General features: G+C 46.3%; 20 protein-coding genes. 15 read left to right on the top strand and 5 right to left on the bottom strand.

All coding sequences use genetic code 11. From position 1 onward, the window contains the following. Nucleotides 1–21: 21 nt before the first annotated feature. Nucleotides 22–351, bottom strand: coding sequence for a cell division protein ZapA (locus GZN30_RS10635; RefSeq protein ID WP_075649675.1), 330 nt, complete (start codon nt 349–351; stop codon nt 22–24). A gap of 234 nt (nt 352–585) precedes the next feature. Here GZN30_RS10635 and GZN30_RS10630 point away from each other — a divergent pair, with 234 nt between their 5' ends. Genes GZN30_RS10630 through GZN30_RS10620 form a run of 3 tightly spaced genes read left to right on the top strand, consistent with a single transcriptional unit; the run spans nt 586 to nt 3607 of the window. Further along, nucleotides 586–1164, top strand: coding sequence for a YecA/YgfB family protein (locus tag GZN30_RS10630; RefSeq protein ID WP_075649676.1), 579 nt, complete (start codon nt 586–588; stop codon nt 1162–1164). Nucleotides 1165–1177: 13 nt separating this feature from the next. Further along, nucleotides 1178–2356, top strand: coding sequence for a 2-octaprenyl-6-methoxyphenyl hydroxylase (gene ubiH, locus GZN30_RS10625; protein WP_075649677.1), 1179 nt, complete (start codon nt 1178–1180; stop codon nt 2354–2356). Between the two features lie 21 nt (nt 2357–2377). Further along, complete coding sequence (locus GZN30_RS10620) at nt 2378–3607, top strand: FAD-dependent 2-octaprenylphenol hydroxylase (RefSeq protein ID WP_075649678.1); 1230 nt, start codon at nt 2378–2380, stop codon at nt 3605–3607. 52 nt (nt 3608–3659) lie between these two features. Here GZN30_RS10620 and GZN30_RS10615 read toward each other — a convergent pair whose 3' ends face one another. From GZN30_RS10615 to ygfZ, 3 genes are all read right to left on the bottom strand, one after another. Continuing rightward, nucleotides 3660–3866: a DUF1107 domain-containing protein gene (locus GZN30_RS10615; RefSeq protein WP_075649679.1), complete on the bottom strand. Its 207-nt coding sequence runs from the start codon at nt 3864–3866 to the stop codon at nt 3660–3662. 607 nt (nt 3867–4473) lie between these two features. Next, nucleotides 4474–4950 (bottom strand): aminoacyl-tRNA deacylase, encoded by a 477-nt coding sequence (locus tag GZN30_RS10610; protein WP_075649680.1) that lies wholly within the window; start codon nt 4948–4950, stop codon nt 4474–4476. Next, the gene (gene ygfZ, locus GZN30_RS10605; RefSeq protein ID WP_075649681.1) at nt 4940–5905 is read right to left on the bottom strand and encodes a tRNA-modifying protein YgfZ; all 966 of its coding nucleotides are present in this window, start codon (nt 5903–5905) and stop codon (nt 4940–4942) included. Before ygfZ ends, GZN30_RS10610 begins: the two co-directional genes overlap by 11 nt. A 244-nt stretch (nt 5906–6149) precedes the next feature. Between ygfZ and GZN30_RS10600 the strand changes: the two genes are divergently transcribed. Then, nucleotides 6150–6410: an FAD assembly factor SdhE gene (locus tag GZN30_RS10600; protein ID WP_075649682.1), complete on the top strand. Its 261-nt coding sequence runs from the start codon at nt 6150–6152 to the stop codon at nt 6408–6410. Between the two features lie 395 nt (nt 6411–6805). Here the strand turns inward: GZN30_RS10600 and nadB are convergent, their stop codons facing one another. Further along, nucleotides 6806–8422, bottom strand: a complete 1617-nt coding sequence (nadB, locus tag GZN30_RS10595) for an L-aspartate oxidase (RefSeq protein WP_075649683.1) — start codon at nt 8420–8422, stop codon at nt 6806–6808. A 316-nt stretch (nt 8423–8738) separates the two neighbouring features. Between nadB and rpoE the strand changes: the two genes are divergently transcribed. From rpoE to acpS, 11 genes are all read left to right on the top strand, one after another. Further along, entirely contained in the window at nt 8739–9317 is a 579-nt protein-coding gene (rpoE, locus tag GZN30_RS10590; protein WP_075649684.1) for an RNA polymerase sigma factor RpoE, read from the top strand. A gap of 23 nt (nt 9318–9340) precedes the next feature. Then, entirely contained in the window at nt 9341–9961 is a 621-nt protein-coding gene (locus GZN30_RS10585; RefSeq protein ID WP_075649685.1) for a sigma-E factor negative regulatory protein, read from the top strand. After that, nucleotides 9958–10917 carry a sigma-E factor regulatory protein RseB gene (rseB, locus tag GZN30_RS10580; RefSeq protein WP_075649686.1) on the top strand — a complete coding sequence of 320 codons (960 nt, stop codon included), beginning with the start codon at nt 9958–9960 and terminating at the stop codon, nt 10915–10917. Before GZN30_RS10585 ends, rseB begins: the two co-directional genes overlap by 4 nt. A 4-nt stretch (nt 10918–10921) precedes the next feature. Next, nucleotides 10922–11392 (top strand): SoxR reducing system RseC family protein, encoded by a 471-nt coding sequence (locus GZN30_RS10575; RefSeq protein ID WP_075649687.1) that lies wholly within the window; start codon nt 10922–10924, stop codon nt 11390–11392. A 114-nt stretch (nt 11393–11506) separates the two neighbouring features. Then, a complete protein-coding gene (lepA, locus tag GZN30_RS10570) occupies nt 11507–13300 on the top strand; it encodes a translation elongation factor 4 (protein ID WP_075649688.1) in 1794 nt (597 codons plus the stop codon). A 90-nt stretch (nt 13301–13390) separates the two neighbouring features. Beyond that, complete coding sequence (gene lepB, locus GZN30_RS10565) at nt 13391–14287, top strand: signal peptidase I (RefSeq protein ID WP_075649689.1); 897 nt, start codon at nt 13391–13393, stop codon at nt 14285–14287. Between the two features lie 93 nt (nt 14288–14380). Then, nucleotides 14381–15058 carry a ribonuclease III gene (gene rnc / locus GZN30_RS10560; RefSeq protein ID WP_075649690.1) on the top strand — a complete coding sequence of 226 codons (678 nt, stop codon included), beginning with the start codon at nt 14381–14383 and terminating at the stop codon, nt 15056–15058. After that, on the top strand, nt 15051–16028 hold the full coding sequence (era, locus tag GZN30_RS10555) for a GTPase Era (RefSeq protein ID WP_075649691.1): 978 nt from the start codon (nt 15051–15053) through the stop codon (nt 16026–16028). Before rnc ends, era begins: the two co-directional genes overlap by 8 nt. A 100-nt stretch (nt 16029–16128) precedes the next feature. Next, a complete protein-coding gene (gene recO / locus GZN30_RS10550; protein ID WP_075649692.1) occupies nt 16129–16854 on the top strand; it encodes a DNA repair protein RecO in 726 nt (241 codons plus the stop codon). Continuing rightward, the gene (pdxJ, locus tag GZN30_RS10545) at nt 16851–17582 is read left to right on the top strand and encodes a pyridoxine 5'-phosphate synthase (RefSeq protein WP_075649693.1); all 732 of its coding nucleotides are present in this window, start codon (nt 16851–16853) and stop codon (nt 17580–17582) included. Before recO ends, pdxJ begins: the two co-directional genes overlap by 4 nt. A 3-nt stretch (nt 17583–17585) precedes the next feature. Continuing rightward, complete coding sequence (acpS, locus tag GZN30_RS10540) at nt 17586–17966, top strand: holo-ACP synthase (protein ID WP_075649694.1); 381 nt, start codon at nt 17586–17588, stop codon at nt 17964–17966. Nucleotides 17967–18024: the final 58 nt, after the last annotated feature.

Genomic DNA, 18024 nt, shown 5'->3' with positions numbered 1-18024 from the left:
CTGCAATCAAGAGATATATTTTTAAGCTAAAGGTGACGGCTTTCCTGGCTGTACTTTACTTAGCGCATCATCAAGTGATGTTGAGAGTTTCTCCATTCTCTCATTGAGCTGTTGTTGCAACTCAAGTTGTTCATTGGTAGAGCTGTCGCGAGTTTCCAAATCATAGCAAAAGTTAAGCGCCGCGATGGTCAAAAGATGCACCTCGTTGGTCACTTTGGTTTTGTCGGTCATGTCTCTCAAACGATCATTCAGTCGTTTGGCAGCTTGAAGCAGCGCTTCTTCCTGACCCGCTGGGCAGTTAACTCTGGTTAACTTACCTAAAATTTCAACTTCTACCGCTTGGCTACTCATATCCACTCTACACTTAAATTAAGGTGATAATGCAGACCATCACCGAGGGGGAAACTATAGAAAAAGCGTTGTTAAGATTCAAGTCTTTCCCGTGCAACAAAGCCAAAACAAAGGGCGATCACACAGTAATTGGGCAAATTGTGTAAAAGGCGCTCATTATTCGCTGCTTGTACATTTTCGCTAATCCATCTAAGTGGTAGGATTAAGTATTATTTTGCAAAATTAGGTTTATCCATGAGTAACATCACCCTTCCAGATTACTTAACCTTCGCAACTGAATTGCAATCTGCGGGCTTAGCCGTTAATCCATCAGAATTGCATGGTCTACTGACAGGCATGTTAAGTGGCGGTTTGAGTTTAAGTGATAAAAGCTGGCAACCGCTGATTTTTGACTACACCAGTGAAGGTATGGGATGGCCGGATAAAGTATTGAAGCTTGCACAGCAGACTTTAGATGTGACGACCAAAGAGATCACCGGCACCGAGATGGAGTTGGGGTTACTTTTGCCGGATGAAGAGGCAAGTGCCACCCTGTTTGACTTGGCGGATGGCGTTGCTGACTGGGTAAATCATTTTATTTCAGGTCTGGGTTTAGTCGCTGCGGACTTAAAGAAAGCGTCGACTCAAGCGAAAGAGGCTCTGAGCGATCTTGAAGAGATTGCTAAACTCGGTATCGATGAAGAAGATGATATGCAAGAGCAGGCAGTGTTGCTTGAGCAAGTGATTGAACATATTAAAGTGTGTGTGTTGACCATTCACGCGGAGTTTGGACAAAAGCCAGCTCCTCAAGAGCCAGCGCCAACCATTCACTAAGTGAGTTTGTAAAATGAAGCAGTTTGATGTGGTAATTGCTGGTGGTGCGATGGCAGGCATGACGCTTGCTTTAGCATTGGATACATTATCAAAAGGGAAGCTCAGCGTTGCAGTTGTTGAGCCGTTTCCGGTTGATCACCAAGCTCACCCGGGGTTTGATTCTCGCTCTATTGCTCTTTCATTTGGCACTGTACAGATTTTGCAGCAGTTGGAGCTGTGGCAAGATATTGCGCCGGTCGCGACAGCAATCAAACACATACATGTCTCTGATCGCTCTCATGCTGGTATGACGGAGATAGACCATCAGGACCTCAATGTATCCGCATTGGGTTATGTGGTGGAGTTGGCAGATGTTGGTCGTATTTATCAGCAGAAAATCGCTCAGCGTGATCAGATTGAATTACTCAGTCCCGAGGCGGTTGAAACGGTTGAGCGAACGCAAAACTATAATCTGGTCAGTCTGAAAAGTGGTCAGCAGTTACAGTGCAAATTGTTAGTGGCTGCTGACGGTGCGATCTCTTCTTGCTGTGAGGAACTGGGTATCACTCTAAATGAACATGACTTTGACCAAGTTGCCGTCATTGCCAATATCTGCACCGAACAAGCTCATCAAGGGCGTGCCTTTGAGCGTTTTACATCGCAAGGACCGGTGGCATTGCTGCCCATGAGTGATAATCGAATGTCTTTGGTATGGTGTCTTCGTCCTGATGCTGCCCAACAAGTGCTGCAAATGAACGATGAGGCGTTTCTCGAACAGCTGCAACACGATTTTGGTTGGCGTTTAGGGCGTTTAACTCAAGTTGGCACTCGCGCCAGCTATCCGTTATTACTGCGTTACCGTGAGCAGAATACTTCGCATCGATTTGCGATTGTCGGCAATGCTGCGCAAACCTTGCATCCTATTGCGGGTCAGGGCTTTAATTTAGGTATTCGTGATGTGGCGAGCCTAGCTGAACAGATGGTGGCGTCTTTAGAGGATGTCGGTGCCTATTCAGTATTGAGTGCGTTTAAGCAACGCCGAGAAAGCGATCGAGTTGGAACCATAACCCTGACATCATCCTTGGTACATCTGTTTTCCAATGATTATCTCTCGCTGCGAATCGGTCGCAATTTAGGTTTAGCGTTGATGGATAATCTTCCTCCGCTCAAAGCTCCATTACTGCAAAGAACATTAGGTTTAGTCGCGCGTTAGCGCTAAGAAGGATTCAAATACATGATGCAAAGCGTAGATATTGCCATTGTTGGCGGTGGAATGGTGGGTTTGGCACTCGCGGCGGCGTTAAAAGATTCTGAGTTGCGAATCGCGATTATTGAAAGCCGTGCTCCGGATGGCGAGCTGCAAGAGTTGCCAGATGTGCGCGTGTCTGCTTTAAGCCGTTCTAGTGAAACCATTTTACGCAACCTCGGCGCTTGGCAAGGCATTGTAGACCGTCGCGCGGCACCCTACATGGCGATGGAAGTGTGGGAGCAAGACAGCTTTGCACGCATTGAGTTTGATGCAAAGAAAATGGCTCAACCTGACCTTGGTCATATTGTCGAAAACCGCGTGATTCAATTGGCATTGCTAGAGCAGGTACAAAAGCAAAGTAATGTTACCTTGTTTATGCCAGCGCAATGCCAAACCATGGCAATTGGCGAAAGCGAAGCTTGGTTAACCTTAGATAATGGGCAATCACTCACAGCGAAATTGGTGGTGGGGGCGGATGGTGCCAATTCTTGGGTTCGTCGTCAGCAAGATATTCCATTGACGCATTGGGATTATGGTCACAGCGCTTTGGTTGCCAATGTTTGGACCCAAGAGCCACATGACAAAGTTGCGCGTCAAATTTTTACCCCACAAGGACCGCTTGCCTTTTTGCCAATGAGTGGCAGCCAAATGAGCTCTATTGTGTGGTCAACCGAGCCAAGCCGTGCTGAACGTTTGGTCGCGATGGATAAACTTGAGTTTAATAAAGCGCTGACGGCTGAATTTGGTGCTCGCCTTGGTATGTGTGAAGTGATTGGGGAGCGTTTCGCTTTCCCGCTGAAAATGCGCTATGCCCGTGATTTTGTCACTGAGCGAGTGGCGCTTGTTGGCGATGCGGCACACACGATTCACCCACTTGCGGGGCAAGGTGTTAACTTGGGTCTACTCGATGCAGCCAGTCTTGCTCAAGAACTGATGATGTTGTGGCAAGCAGGACAAGATATTGGTACTAAGCGTAATTTACGTGGCTATGAGCGTTGGCGTAAAGCTGAAGCGGCAAAAATGATCACCGCAATGCAAGGTTTTAAAGATCTGTTTGAAGGCGATAACCCAGCCAAGAAGCTGATTCGTGGTATTGGGATGAAGCTTGCCGGTCAATTGCCTGGTGCGAAAGATGAAATCATGAAGCGTGCATTAGGGTTAAAAGGCGATCTGCCTGATTTAGCCAAGTATTCGCTCTCATCGACACAATCTTAAAATAAAAAATGGGTTGGCATTGCCAACCCATTTTTCTAAATTCTTTATCAGGTTAAGCGTATGCGCAGCGCAACTTCATAATTTCCTGATTCACTTCTTTAACCGCTTGATAATGCCTTCGCTCTGCTCTCTCTGGCAGGATAAGTTTACCGTTATCAAACTCAAACTTTCCTACGCCGTAGATATAGATTCTTCCTTTAAATAGCCGACTTACGTGTTTAGCAATCATACTAGGTGTATAGCGCTTAAACAGTCTCATAAATGTGTCCTTCATGTTTAGCAAGCACTGAGATTATACGAATTCCCCGTTTTAAAAAGTGTGATAGTAATGGGGTAATGTGCAGTTATTTGTAACAAATTGGAGATTTGTGTTGCTGTAAGCAAATCTACCGACGTATCTCCAAATTAGCGTGACTTTTTCCTCATAATTGTTCTGCAACAGGAACTCTAGTTGTTTGTACGTTGGGGAAGTGGCAGTAGACCACTTTTAGATGACAGGAATAAGAATAGTACAACAAAGTGTTGTTTTGTTAACGAAAGGTAAATTTCTGGACAAAAAAAAGCCCGCTTCAGGCGGGCGAATAGTCACAGATGCATTACACAAAAGCGAATGTTCCGACTTACATCAGAGACTCGCTTTGTTACTGTCAACGCGATAACCGGGCAATGAGGGCCAGAAAATTGGGGGGCTTGTCTCACTGCGTTATCAATGTGTTAACAGTGTTGTCAGAATAGTATAAAAAATAGCCGGTGACTATATATGCTTTGATGGTGAATAAAAATTTGTGGCACAGATAATGGTTGTTGGGATTTTTATCTCAATTTTCGTGCTGTTTTCTGTTCAAATTAACAACAAAACGTGAAGCTTATCGGCATATTTTTGCAAAGGTTGGTTCGCAAAGCTTAACAAGATCTTGGCACTGGAGGGCGATTCCGGCCAGATTACTGCCACTGCTAATCGTGACTTCGGTTTCGTCTAATAAACTTGGGTCAAAAATGATGGGCATTGGTTGTTTAAGTAACAAAGGCGTCACGGTGCCAATTTGATAGCCAGTAATGGTTTCAACTTGGCTTAGATCGACACAGGTCATGCGTCGACACTCAAGCAGGGCGCGCACCTTTTTCGGATCGACGGATTGATCGCCTGGTACACATGCCAAGGCATACAAGTCCCCCATATCTCGGAGCAAGATTGCTTTGACCATTTGCGCTGGGCGAATGCCGCGCTGAGTGGCGGCATCTTCAATACTGACTGCTGGTCTGCTATGCATCAGCAGGCGAAATTCAACCTGCTGCTGTGCAAGGTAGCGAGTCAGTTTGGTACCAAAGGGGTTATTCGACATCAAGTTCGTAAGGCAGAGGTTGCATTGTCCACACCGATTCAGGTTGGCTGGTCAAACGTAGTTGAGTCTCTGGCTCAAGGTTGTTGGGTAAGATCACCAAACCAATGGTTTCGCCATCATTGAAACGATAGTGAGCCAATAGCTTACCTGCGCCACGCCAGTTATCACCCACCGCTCGTTCAAGTTCAGTTTGCTCGCCTAACTCGTTGGCGGTATGACCTTTGACAATGAACATGCTACGTTTGTTGATGCCACGATATTTGGCTCGGGCAACGGTTTCTTGACCGGTGTAGCAGCCTTTTTTAAAGCTAATACCGTGCAAAGCGTGTAGGTTTAACGCTTGAGGAATGTGTTCTGCTTGCTCTTCTTGCTCAACAATCGGCAGTGCAGCTTCAATATCGAAGCGGCGCCACAAAGATTCCGCGACTTTCACTGCTGCTGAATGTTCAACTAACTCAGTTGCTGCGTCAGGCGCAACAACCAGTAACCAACGTTGTTGATCGATGCGAACGGCCGTACCACCATTAATGGTGCGTACATCACCTTGCTCATCACTCAAGCCATCGATAAATTGCGTACTTTGATTACCCATGACACCAAGTAGAATCGCATCGCTTTTCTCAATCTCGACTTTAGAGAAGATGGCGTACTTTTTAATTTCGGCTAACTGCTTTTCAATGGCTGATTTGGGTTCAAATAAGGCATAGCCGCCTTGATGATGGAACACGCGGAAAATAGACCAGACTTTACCTTTTGCGTCGCAATGCGCACCAAAAGTAGAGTGCTCTTTATCAAGCTGTACTACGTCACACGTTACCTGACCTTGCAGGTAGGATTTCGCGTCATTACCGATCAGTGTCACAACGCCCCATGAATCTAGATGGGTTAGCATAAGTTCTGGAAGAGTATCGCTGGCTTGGTGCGATAGAGGAGCAAAGTCGTTAAGCCAATCCATAGTGTTTTCCTTGGTAGTGTTGCCAAAAAACAGATAATCGAATGTTACTTGTATCGCCAATTAACCTCAAGAAACTTGGCTTTACCTGCGCAAGTGCAGCATTAATTAAATGGGTACGGATAGCGCATATCACAAGGTGTGCGATCCCACACAAAGTGTGACAGTTGTGTGATTGAACTAGTAGAGCTCAATGGACTTGCTTGTTACACTCGGAACAAAGCAATATGTCGGGTGAGGAATGATAATGTACACCGCAGAAGAAAAAGCGCGCATTAAATGGGCATGTCGACGTGGCATGTTAGAACTGGATGTCGTCATTATGCCGTTTTTTGAAGAGTGCTTTGATGCACTAACAGAGACAGAGCAACGAGATTTTGTATCATTACTTGAGAGTGATGATCCGGATTTGTTCTCTTGGGTAATGGGTCATGGTCGCAGTGAGAACCTAAGCCACGCGTCTATGGTCGATAAGATTGTTGCTCACAACCTCAGCAAAGTTCGTTAAGCTTTCGAGCCATCCTAGTAATTCTTCTCCACAGGTCAATGCCAGTTTGTTGGTATTGACCTGTTGTTTTATTGCCGTCAGTTCACTGCCTCTTGTTGTTAGCGGCATCCTTATTGTGTGGTTGTTGCACTCCGGCTATCGGGTGGGACTGTTAGCGCCATCGTTAGTTGGCGAGCTAACCTTTTATCCGACAGGGAGGGTGGTGGTGAATGGTCACACTCGATACTTAAAAAATAGGGTGTTGATCTTTTCCGATCTACTGCTCTTGATTCGTTTGGATCGCCAGTGGTTTCTGTTATGGCGCGACAGTGTCGACCCCGACGGTTATTGGCGTTTGCTACTGCTATTAAAAAAGGAGCCATAGGCTCCTTTTTAGCGATATTGGCTCAGTCTATTTATGACTTAAGCTTTTCCGGTACTAAGATGGTTGGACCGCTGTTTTCCGCGAGCTCTGGATAATCGAGCGTGTAGTGTAGACCACGGCTCTCTTTACGTTCCATCGCGCAACGAACCATCAACTCAGCGACTTGCAGTAGGTTACGTAGTTCTAATAGGTTGTTAGATACACGGAAGTTACTGTAGTACTCGTGAGTTTCTTGCTGCAGCATTTGGATGCGGCGCAAAGCGCGTTCAAGACGCTTATTGGTACGCACGATACCCATGTAGTCCCACATAAACAGACGCAGTTCATGCCAGTTATGCTGGATGATAACTTCTTCATCGCTGTTGCTTACTTGGCTTTCATCCCAACAAGGTAATGCTGGTGGCATATCAACCGCTTGATATTTGTTGATAATATCACTTGCCGCCGAAGCCGCGTAAACCACACACTCAAGTAGCGAGTTTGATGCCATGCGGTTTGCACCGTGCAGACCAGTGTAGCTCACCTCACCAATGGCATAGAGGTTTTGCAAATCAGTGCTACCTGACTTATCAACCATAACCCCACCGCAAGTGTAGTGAGCCGCTGGTACGATAGGAATCGGTTCTTTGGTCATATCAATACCCAGATCCATCAAACGAGTGTAGATGGTCGGGAAGTGCTTCTCGATAAATTCTGCTGGCTTGTGGCTGATGTCTAAATACATGCAGTCAGCACCCAGGCGTTTCATTTCGAAGTCGATCGCACGCGCAACCACATCACGTGGCGCAAGTTCAGCGCGCTCATCGAAATCAGGCATAAAGCGAGAGCCATCAGGACGACGCAGGAATGCTCCTTCACCACGCAGTGCTTCCGTTAATAGGAAGTTGCGTGCTTCAGGGTGGAATAAGCATGTTGGGTGGAATTGGTTAAACTCAAGGTTCGCCACACGACAACCTGCACGCCAAGCCATGGCAATACCATCACCTGAAGAAACATCAGGGTTCGAAGTGTATTGATACACTTTAGAAGCACCGCCAGTCGCCAGCACGACAAATTTACTGCGCACGGTTTCTACGTGTTCTTGGTTACGGTTCCAGATGTAAGCGCCGACGACTTTTTTATTATCACCACCGATTTTGTCTTCAGTGATCAGATCAAGCGCATTATGGCGTTCAAGCACAGTAATGTTTGGGTGGTTATGAACATTATCTTGCAGTGATGTTTGCATCGCCATGCCCGTTGCATCCGCAGCATGTAAGATGCGGCGATGGCTATGACCACCTTCACGAGTTAGGTGGTAGCGAGGTTTCTCATCACTGTCATTTTCAACACGGTCAAAGGGTACACCACCATCGATCAGCCATTGCACACACTCTTTAGCGTTCTCTGCGATGAATTTAACTGTCTCTTCTTCACAGATCCCGCCACCGGCGATTAATGTATCTTCAACATGAGAATCGATACTGTCTGATTCGTCAAAAACGGCTGCGATACCGCCTTGAGCGTAGTAGGTTGCACCTTCACTGCGTGGTCCTTTACTTAACACAATGACTTTGCCGTGCTCGGCAACACGCAACGCTAACGATAGACCGGCAGCACCACTACCTATCACTAACACATCACACTGATGTTCACGGTTTGCGTTCATAAAAGTTTTAAAATCCTGAGTTATCGTAGAGTGGCCTCACTCTACCGAAGTCAAATCGGAAACAATAATAACACTCCATACACCGTAATTGTGTTTTATTGTCATTGCTTTTCGCTCACATCGTCCTCACAATCTAGCTAAAGACGGCGTTGACTTATCACTTCCTGAAGAAAAAATGAATTTTCTTTGAACTTTCAATTTTCCCCTTGGTCACAATAGTGCTCAAGTAAGCAGTGGTGTCAATACTACATTTTGCATAATTAATACTCATGCCTTTGTTGAGCATGGGTTGAAAACGATAGGAGTACCCGCTCGAATGAACGAGCAACTGACCGATCAAGTATTAATTGAGCGAGTTCAGAGTGGAGATAAGCAAGCATTCAATTTATTAGTTTTGAGGTATCAAAACAAAGTCTGCAATCTTATTTCTCGTTATGTCAGTAACCCAGGAGATGTGCCTGACGTAGCGCAAGAAGCATTTATTAAAGCTTATCGAGCAATACCTAGTTTTCGTGGCGAGAGCGCATTTTATACTTGGTTGTATCGTATCGCTGTTAATACTGCAAAGAACCACATCGTGGCGCAAAGCCGCAGACCGCCTGCGCAAGATGTGGATTCTGAAGAAGCTGAATATTACGAAAATGGCAGTGCACTAAAAGAAATATCGAACCCTGAGAACTTAACGTTGTCCAAGGAATTGAAACAGGTAGTTTTCAGTGCGATAGAAGCACTACCCGATGATTTAAAGACTGCGATGACTCTACGCGAGCTGGATGGCTTGAGTTATGAAGAGATCGCCGCAGTGATGGATTGCCCAGTAGGAACGGTACGTTCGCGTATTTTCCGTGCACGAGAAGCGGTGGAGAAAAAAATCCAACCCCTTCTGCAACGCTAGTAGCAACTTTAATGGTGAAGATAATGGCTGACAAAGAGAAACTTTCAGCACTCATGGATGGAGAGTTGGTCGATAAGGCTTTCATTGCGGAGCTAGAAAATGACCAACAAGGTTTAGAAGCTTGGAAGAATTACCATCTTATTGGTGATGTACTTCGTGGTGAAGCTCCTGCAAAACCTGAGTGGAATATTGCTGAAAGCGTTGCTTTAGCGCTAGAAAATGAGCCTGCTCATACGCCGTTTAGAACGGATAATGTTACTGATATCAATGACGCTCGTATTGAGTCTCAACCAACCCCTCAAGTAGCGAAACGTTACTTGCCAACGTGGTTAACTCAATTTGGCCAGGTCGGTATTGCGGCTTGTGTCTCGTTAGCGGTGATATTAGGTGTTCAGCAATATGGTGAGAATCCAAATGCTGAAGCAGACCAATTGCCTGTATTACAAACGATACCTTTTGCTGGTAGTGCTGAGCCTGTTAGTCTTACGCGTGAAAGCGTTGAGCCAGCAGCGAAAAGCGATCTTAATGTTCAAGAACAACGTCGCCGCATTAATGCGATGTTGCAAGACTATGAGCTACAATTAAGACTTCATAGTGGTGATTCTGTAGATCATAGTGTCGACCCAGATACGGTAGTTGAATGAAAAAAATCCTGATCAGTGCGCTGACACTGTTCAGTTTGACATCTCCAATGGCCTTTGCAGATGAAAAACCTGCAGAGGCTTTGTTGCATCAAATGAACGAAGCCAGTCAGCAACTTAATTTTGAACTCTCTTATATCCTGATTAAGAAAAACAGTATCGAACCTCTGCTTTATCGCCATGCGCGCAATGCCGAGGAACAGTTCGCTCACCTTGTCTATCTTAGTGGTCCTATCCGTGAGGTGATTCGTCGCGGTAATGAGGTGAGTTACATCGAGCCAGGTGTGGAACCGTTTACCATTGAGTCTGGTGAAATGGTGGCGCCAACCATTCCGATGCTGGACTCTGATGTTGACGAGCTCAGTGCGTACTACGACTTTATTCAGGTAGGGCGTGCGCGTGAAGCGGGCGCGGCTTGTCAGGTGATTCGCGTGGTGCCTAAAGATGGTTTGCGTTACAGCTACATCATGTGGGTGGATGAGAAGACCAAACTGCCACTGCGCGCCGATCTTATCGACCGTGATGGCGAAGTGCTCGAGCAGTACCGAACCATCTCTTATAACGTTAATGACCATCTTGCTGAGATGATGAGTGGCTTAAACGATGTGAAGTTGCCACAAGTGATTTCGCTGCCGAAAGGTCAAGTGAAAGACTCGTTCTGGACAGTGGGTTGGATTCCTAATGGTTTTGAAGCCAAAGATCTCAACCGTTATCGCATGGCGGTGACCGATCGTATGGTTGAAAGCCAAATGTACAGCGATGGTCTGTTTAGTTTCTCTATCTATGTTTCTCAGCGTGATGATCATTCATTGAAAGGTCAGATCGTCCGTCAAGGTCGACGCACACTGCACACGTTTGTGCGTGGTAATGCAGAGATTTCAGTGGTAGGCGATATTCCACCGGCAACGGCAAAGCGCATCGCACAATCTGTGAAGATCACTTCGCCACAAGAGAAGTAAGCTTATGATGACCGCATTGGCAACTGTTTCGGCAGTGACCCAAAAATCATCAGGGTATGATGTAGAGCTGAGTTGTGAGCAGCAGACCAGCTGCTCGAGCTGCTCATCACAAAAGAGTTGTGGAACCGGTATTGTATCGAAAGCCGTGGGAAATAAAGTGCTACGTTGGCATTTGTTTACCCAGCAAGTACTGAGAGTTGGTCAAGTGGTTGAGATTGGCATGGCGGAAAAAAGTTTACTGCAATCAGCAGCGATCGTGTACCTCACGCCTTTGTTTGCATTGATCCTAGGTGCAGCGCTTGCACATGTGGTTATTGCCCCTTTGTTAGGCTTTGGTGAAGGTGCGGTGATATTACTTTCAGCCGTGTTTGTCGCTGGGGGAATTGCCCTCGCGAAACGCTTGGCAGCGCGCATAGAGCGACAATCGTCGCAACAAGTCATATTATTAAGAGTATTGGGAGAACCTATCCAATGAAATACCCAAGTGACTTGGGGATCAAAATTGGATAGAATCTGCCAACTTGATTGAAATGCCGTCAAACGACGGCTTTCTTATGTCCTATTTTACAGAGTTTAGTCACCCCAAATCATGAAGCACATTCGTAACTTTTCGATTATCGCCCACATCGACCATGGTAAGTCGACCCTATCTGACCGTCTGATCCAAGTTTGTGGTGGTCTAACCGATCGCGAAATGGCAGAGCAAGTTCTTGACTCAATGGATCTTGAACGTGAGCGTGGTATCACCATTAAATCTCAGAGTGTGACTCTTAACTACACAGCGAAAGATGGTGAAATTTACCAGCTTAACTTCATCGACACTCCAGGACACGTAGACTTCGCTTACGAAGTTTCTCGTTCACTGGCAGCGTGTGAAGGTGCACTATTGGTGGTTGACGCAGGTCAGGGCGTTGAAGCGCAAACACTGGCTAACTGTTACACCGCAATTGAAATGGATCTTGAGGTTGTGCCAATCCTAAACAAGATTGACCTTCCTGCGGCTGATCCTGAGCGTGTAGCAGAAGAGATTGAAGACATTGTAGGCATCGACGCTGTTGATGCTACGCGTTGTAGTGCAAAAACCGGTCTAGGTGTTGACGATGTTCTAGAAACTATCGTAGCTAAGATCCCTGCGCCAGAAGGCGATGAGGATGCACCTCTACAAGCACTAATTATCGACTCATGGTTCGACAACTACTTAGGCGTAGTGTCTTTAGTACGTATCAAAAATGGCGTACTGAAGAAGAACGACAAGATCAAAGTAATGAGTACGGGTCAAACTTGGGGTGTAGACCGTTTAGGTATCTTCACACCAAAACAAGTCGACACTGACGTACTTCGCACAGGTGAGGTAGGCTGGGTTGTTTGTGGTATTAAAGACATCCTAGGCGCACCAGTAGGTGATACGCTAACGCTTGCGAAAAATGGCAGCGAAACACCATTACCAGGTTTTAAGAAAGTAAAACCTCAGGTTTATGCGGGTCTATTCCCAGTATCATCTGACGATTACGAAAACTTCCGTGATGCACTAGGTAAACTAAGCCTAAACGACGCATCGCTATTCTACGAGCCAGAAAACTCGGCGGCACTAGGCTTTGGTTTCCGTTGTGGTTTCCTTGGCATGCTGCACATGGAAATTATCCAAGAGCGTCTAGAGCGTGAATACGATCTTGACCTAATTACTACCGCTCCAACAGTAGTATACGAAGTTGAAAAAACGGACGGCGAGATTTTCTATGTAGATAGCCCAGCGAAACTGCCAGCGGTGAACGATATTGAAGAGATCCGTGAGCCAATCGCACGCTGTAATATCCTGGTGCCATCTGACTACCTAGGTAACGTAATCACACTATGTGTTGAGAAACGTGGTATTCAAGTAGACATGGTTTACCATGGTAACCAAGTGGCTGTGACTTATGACATCCCAATGGCGGAAGTGGTACTAGACTTCTTCGACCGCTTGAAGTCAACCTCTCGTGGTTATGCATCACTAGATTACAACTTCCAACGTTTTGAAGCATCGAACATGGTACGTGTAGACGTATTACTAAATGGCGATAAAGTGGATGCATTGGCATTGATCACTCACAAAGATCAATCGCAAACTCGCGGTCGTCAATTGGTTGAGAAGATGAAAGAATTTATCCCTCGTCAAATGTTTGATATCGCAATTCAAGCGGCGATTGGTAACCACATCATCGCTCGTTCGACCGTGAAACAGCTACGTAAGAACGTACTGGCGAAATGTTACGGTGGTGACGTGAGCCGTAAGAAGAAACTGTTGAAGAAGCAGAAAGAAGGTAAGAAACGTATGAAGCAGATCGGTAACGTAGAGCTGCCTCAAGAAGCGTTCCTAGCGATTCTTCATGTTGGTAAAGATTAATAAATTGAGCACACGCTCAGAATAATAATCAAAGTAAGTGAAAGGGTTTCGGCTCTTTCACTTTCGCGTTTTTGAAAGTAAGGGAAGTCAATGGCGAATACTTTTTCACTTATCCTCGTGCTGGTAACTTTGGTGACTGGTGTGGTTTGGGCGCTTGAGAAGCTCGTGTTTGCGAAAAAACGCCAGCTAAGGCTAGCGGAAGTGGAAGCTCAAACTAATGAGTTGGATGCGGCGACTATTGAGAAAGTCAAAGCTCAACCTTGGTGGATAGAAAATAGTGTTTCGATCTTCCCTGTAATTGCGGCGGTATTGGTGCTGCGCTCATTTATCTATGAGCCGTTTCAAATTCCATCAGGCTCAATGATGCCGACCCTATTAGTGGGCGACTTCATCTTGGTGGAGAAGTACGCATACGGTCTAAAAGATCCGGTATGGCGCACGCAACTGGTTGAAACGGGCAAGCCAGAGCGTGGTGATATTGTGGTATTTAAATACCCGCCACAGCCAAGCATTGACTACATCAAACGTGTGGTTGGCTTACCAGGTGATATCGTTCGCTATAGCCAAGATAAGCAAGTTTGTATTCAAAAACCGGGTGAAAATAGCTGTAAACCAGTCAAACTGTTTAATGTTGAAGAGAGCCCATTTGTACAAAATGGCGTGCCTATGATGCAGATGAGCGAACAACTAGGGCAGCAAGAACACCAAATTCTCGTCAATCCACTACGTCGTGACCGTATTGAAGCTTATCAGCCTCGTCCGGGTGTCAATGAGTGGGTTGTACCAAAAGGTCAGTACTTTGTGATGGGTGATAACCGTGACAACAGTGCCGACAGCCGCTACTGGGGCTTTGTTCCAGAAGCTAACTTAGTCGGTAAAGCCGTCGGTATCTGGATAAGCTTTGAATTTGAGCGTAGTGACGACAGCATTTTACCGACTTGGATTCCTACAGGTGTGCGTTTCAACCGCATTGGTGGGATTAACTAAATTTCGTTGATTTTGACGCTGCAATTAGGTGCCTTTTTATCTTATTGCAGCGGCAATGATCATTGAGATTACTAAATTGATTAATGAGAGAGTATGAATTCTCAAATCGCAATACTAGAGAAAAAGCTTGGTTACAGCTTTAAGCAAGCTGAGCTTATCAATCTAGCACTGACTCACCGCAGTGCTAATGGTAAACACAATGAACGTCTTGAGTTTCTGGGCGATTCAATTTTAAGTTTTGTTATTGCTGATGATCTCTATCACCGTTTTCCTAAGGTAAACGAAGGTGATATGAGCCGTATGCGTGCAACGCTTGTGCGTGGTAACACATTGGCTGAACTGGGGCGTGAATTTGTTCTAGGAGATTACTTAAAATTAGGTCCAGGTGAGTTGAAGAGTGGCGGTTTCCGTCGTGACTCAATTCTTGCCGATGCTGTTGAAGCCATCATTGGCGCTATCTATTTAGATAGCGACATTGAAACGGTACGTGGCATTGTGCTGAGCTGGTACCAAACTCGCCTAGATGCAATTAAGCCTGGTGTATCACAGAAAGACCCGAAAACTCGCCTTCAAGAGTTCTTGCAAGGTCGCAGAAAACCGCTGCCTGTCTACACAGTGACTAATATTAAAGGTGAGGCACACAACCAAGAGTTTACTGTGTCGTGTGAAGTTGCAGGTATTGGATCGCCTGTAATTGGTAAAGGTACCAGTCGTCGCAAGGCAGAACAGGCGGCTGCGGAAACGGCATTAGAGCAATTGACCAATGGCTGATTCAGATAACAACGAATTTGATATCGATGCATACTTTGCGTCGGGTACAGAGCAAGTAACAAGCTCACCAGAAAACCAACACTGTGGCTTTGTCGCGATTGTTGGTCGTCCTAACGTAGGTAAATCAACGCTACTGAACCGTATTTTGGGTCAGAAGATTTCGATCACTTCACGTAAGCCTCAAACCACACGTCACCGTATTATGGGCGTGGATACCGAAGGCGATTACCAAGCGATCTACGTGGATACCCCAGGGTTACACATAGAGGAAAAACGTGCGATTAACCGTTTGATGAACCGCGCGGCAAGCTCATCGCTGAGTGATGTCAACCTCGTGTTCTTCTTAGTGGATGGTACACACTGGACTAACGACGATGAAATGGTGTTGAACAAACTGCGCAACGCAAATTTCCCAGTTGTTTTGTGTGTCAACAAAGTCGACGTGGTCTCTGACCGTAACGACGTTATGCTGCACATGATGGACATGTCGAAGAAGATGGACTTCGTTGACGTAGTGCCAATCTCAGCAAAACAGGGTAAGAACATCGACGTACTGCGTAAGCACGTACGTGATCACCTACCAAAAGCGGTACATCACTTCCCTGAAGAGTATGTGACTGACCGTTCTCAGCGTTTTATGGCGTCGGAGATTGTACGTGAAAAGTTGATGCGCTTTACTGGTGAAGAACTGCCTTACTCGGTGACGGTTGAAATCGAACGTTTCGACTACAACCCAGAAACTGACGGTTTCCACATCAACGCGCTGATCTTAGTTGAGCGTAGTGGTCAGAAGAAGATGGTGATCGGTAAAGGTGGCGAGAAAATCAAAACCATCGGTCGCGAAGCTCGTCTTGATATGGAAGAGTTGTTCGGTCGCAAGGTTTACCTAGAAACTTGGGTGAAAGTGAAATCGGGCTGGGCTGACGATGAGCGTGCTCTGCGTTCTCTAGGCTATATCGACGATTTATAATAGAGTGAAGCACGAGTGCTTCGCTCCGAATTGAAACGAAAGGAGCCGTAAGGCTCCTTTTTGTTTATCTGATATTTATTGCTACTTAATTTAGGCACCTATGTCCTCAGAAGGTTTACAGCGTTGTTTTGTGTTGCATCGTCGCCCTTACAGTGAGTCGAGTTTAATTCTCGATGTCTTTAGTGAGGAGTACGGTCGCGTCACCATTATGTCCAAAGGTGCGCGCAGTAAGCGCTCAAACCTTAAAGGGGCACTGCAACCCTTTACGCCGTTGCTCTTGAAATGGTCGGGTAATGGTTCGATGAAAACCTTGCGCCAAGCGGAACCAATCAGTTTAGGCTTACCTCTTACCGGCATTAACCTCTACTCAGCGATGTACGTCAATGAGTTGATTGGGCGCGTATTAATGGCGGAAGTGCCCATGCCAGGGTTATTTCATGACTACCTTCACGCGCTCACAGAACTGGCTCAAGCGGAGAATCCTGAGCCAGCACTAAGACGCTTTGAACTCGCCCTTTTGGCGGCAATGGGCTACGGTGTCGATTTTTTGCACTGCGCAGGCAGCGGAGAACCGATAGATCCGACAATGACTTATCGGTATCGTGATCAGAAAGGGTTTATTGCATCGGTCAGGCTTGATAACCTCACGTTCAAAGGTGATGAACTGATCGCGATAAGCGAACGTAGATTTATAACCAAGCAACAATTACAAGCCGCAAAGCGCTTTACTCGTATCGCGTTGAAACCTTACCTCGGCGGCAAACCTTTAAAAAGCAGGGAGCTATTCATTTCAATGGTTCCCCGAGCACGGAGTATTAGAACATGAGCTCAATTTACCTAGGTGTTAACATCGACCACATCGCTACGCTACGTAATGCACGCGGAACTAAGTACCCAGATCCTGTGCATGCGGCTGAAATTGCTGAGCGTGCTGGTGCCGATGGTATTACAGTGCACCTACGTGAAGACCGTCGCCACATTAAAGATCGTGATGTACGCATCCTACGTGAAACCCTACAAACGCGTATGAACCTAGAGATGGCAGTGACTGATGAAATGGTTGCAATCGCCCTTGAGACTCAACCAGAGTACGTGTGCTTAGTGCCAGAAAAGCGCGAAGAGCTCACCACTGAAGGCGGTTTGGATGTGGTTGGTCACTTTGACAAAGTGAAAGCCGCGACGGAAAAACTGACGGAAGCGGGCATTAAAGTGTCACTGTTTATCGATGCTGACCGTGCACAGATTGATGCAGCAAAAGCGTGTGGCGCGCCATTCATTGAATTGCATACAGGTCACTATGCTGATGCAGAAACGGAAGCTGAGCAACAAGCTGAGCTGAAAAAAATTGCAGCAGGTGCAAGCTATGCAGCAGGTCTTGGCATTACGGTTAACGCAGGTCACGGCTTGACTTACCACAACGTGCAAGCAATTGCGGCAATCCCTGAGTTTTACGAGCTAAATATCGGTCACTCAATCATTGGTCGTGCGGCGTTTGATGGTCTTGAAAAAGCGGTGCGCGATATGAAAGCGCTAATGGTAGAAGCGCGTAAGTAAGCGATGGCAATTGTAGGCTTAGGTACTGACATCGCAGAAATTGAGCGCGTGGAAAAAGCCCTCGCTCGAACGGGTATTGCATTCGCGGAGCGTATTCTTACTGCTACAGAGATGGCGCGCTTTGCTCAGATAAAACAGCAAGGGCGTTTTTTGGCTAAGCGATTTGCCGCTAAAGAAGCCGCCTCTAAAGCGTTGGGCACCGGCATTGCCATGGGGGTGACTTTCCATGATTTTACCATTGCCAATGATGAGCTTGGTAAGCCTTACCTGACGCTGAGCAATAAGGCGCTTGAGTTGGCAACTAAGATGCAGGTGAATCATATTCATCTCTCAATCTCGGATGAGCGCCAGTATGCGGTCGCGACAGTGATATACGAGAGCTAGCCTAACAGACCGTCCATTGATAGCAAAAGAGCGCGATATTCGCGCTCTTTTTTATACC

Origin of the sequence: Vibrio ponticus, assembly GCF_009938225.1 — a bacterium.
Classification (GTDB): Bacteria; Pseudomonadota; Gammaproteobacteria; order Enterobacterales; family Vibrionaceae; genus Vibrio; species Vibrio ponticus.
This window is presented reverse-complemented; position numbering and strand designations above follow the sequence as displayed.

Coding starts and splice junctions, on each gene's coding strand:
- GZN30_RS10635 (WP_075649675.1), bottom strand. CDS start 351: ATGAGTAGCCAAGCGGTAGAAGTTGAAATTTTAGGTAAGTTAACCAGA.
- GZN30_RS10630 (WP_075649676.1), top strand. CDS start 586: ATGAGTAACATCACCCTTCCAGATTACTTAACCTTCGCAACTGAATTG.
- ubiH (WP_075649677.1), top strand. CDS start 1,178: ATGAAGCAGTTTGATGTGGTAATTGCTGGTGGTGCGATGGCAGGCATG.
- GZN30_RS10620 (WP_075649678.1), top strand. CDS start 2,378: ATGATGCAAAGCGTAGATATTGCCATTGTTGGCGGTGGAATGGTGGGT.
- GZN30_RS10615 (WP_075649679.1), bottom strand. CDS start 3,866: ATGAGACTGTTTAAGCGCTATACACCTAGTATGATTGCTAAACACGTA.
- GZN30_RS10610 (WP_075649680.1), bottom strand. CDS start 4,950: ATGTCGAATAACCCCTTTGGTACCAAACTGACTCGCTACCTTGCACAG.
- ygfZ (WP_075649681.1), bottom strand. CDS start 5,905: ATGGATTGGCTTAACGACTTTGCTCCTCTATCGCACCAAGCCAGCGAT.
- GZN30_RS10600 (WP_075649682.1), top strand. CDS start 6,150: ATGTACACCGCAGAAGAAAAAGCGCGCATTAAATGGGCATGTCGACGT.
- nadB (WP_075649683.1), bottom strand. CDS start 8,422: ATGAACGCAAACCGTGAACATCAGTGTGATGTGTTAGTGATAGGTAGT.
- rpoE (WP_075649684.1), top strand. CDS start 8,739: ATGAACGAGCAACTGACCGATCAAGTATTAATTGAGCGAGTTCAGAGT.
- GZN30_RS10585 (WP_075649685.1), top strand. CDS start 9,341: ATGGCTGACAAAGAGAAACTTTCAGCACTCATGGATGGAGAGTTGGTC.
- rseB (WP_075649686.1), top strand. CDS start 9,958: ATGAAAAAAATCCTGATCAGTGCGCTGACACTGTTCAGTTTGACATCT.
- GZN30_RS10575 (WP_075649687.1), top strand. CDS start 10,922: ATGATGACCGCATTGGCAACTGTTTCGGCAGTGACCCAAAAATCATCA.
- lepA (WP_075649688.1), top strand. CDS start 11,507: ATGAAGCACATTCGTAACTTTTCGATTATCGCCCACATCGACCATGGT.
- lepB (WP_075649689.1), top strand. CDS start 13,391: ATGGCGAATACTTTTTCACTTATCCTCGTGCTGGTAACTTTGGTGACT.
- rnc (WP_075649690.1), top strand. CDS start 14,381: ATGAATTCTCAAATCGCAATACTAGAGAAAAAGCTTGGTTACAGCTTT.
- era (WP_075649691.1), top strand. CDS start 15,051: ATGGCTGATTCAGATAACAACGAATTTGATATCGATGCATACTTTGCG.
- recO (WP_075649692.1), top strand. CDS start 16,129: ATGTCCTCAGAAGGTTTACAGCGTTGTTTTGTGTTGCATCGTCGCCCT.
- pdxJ (WP_075649693.1), top strand. CDS start 16,851: ATGAGCTCAATTTACCTAGGTGTTAACATCGACCACATCGCTACGCTA.
- acpS (WP_075649694.1), top strand. CDS start 17,586: ATGGCAATTGTAGGCTTAGGTACTGACATCGCAGAAATTGAGCGCGTG.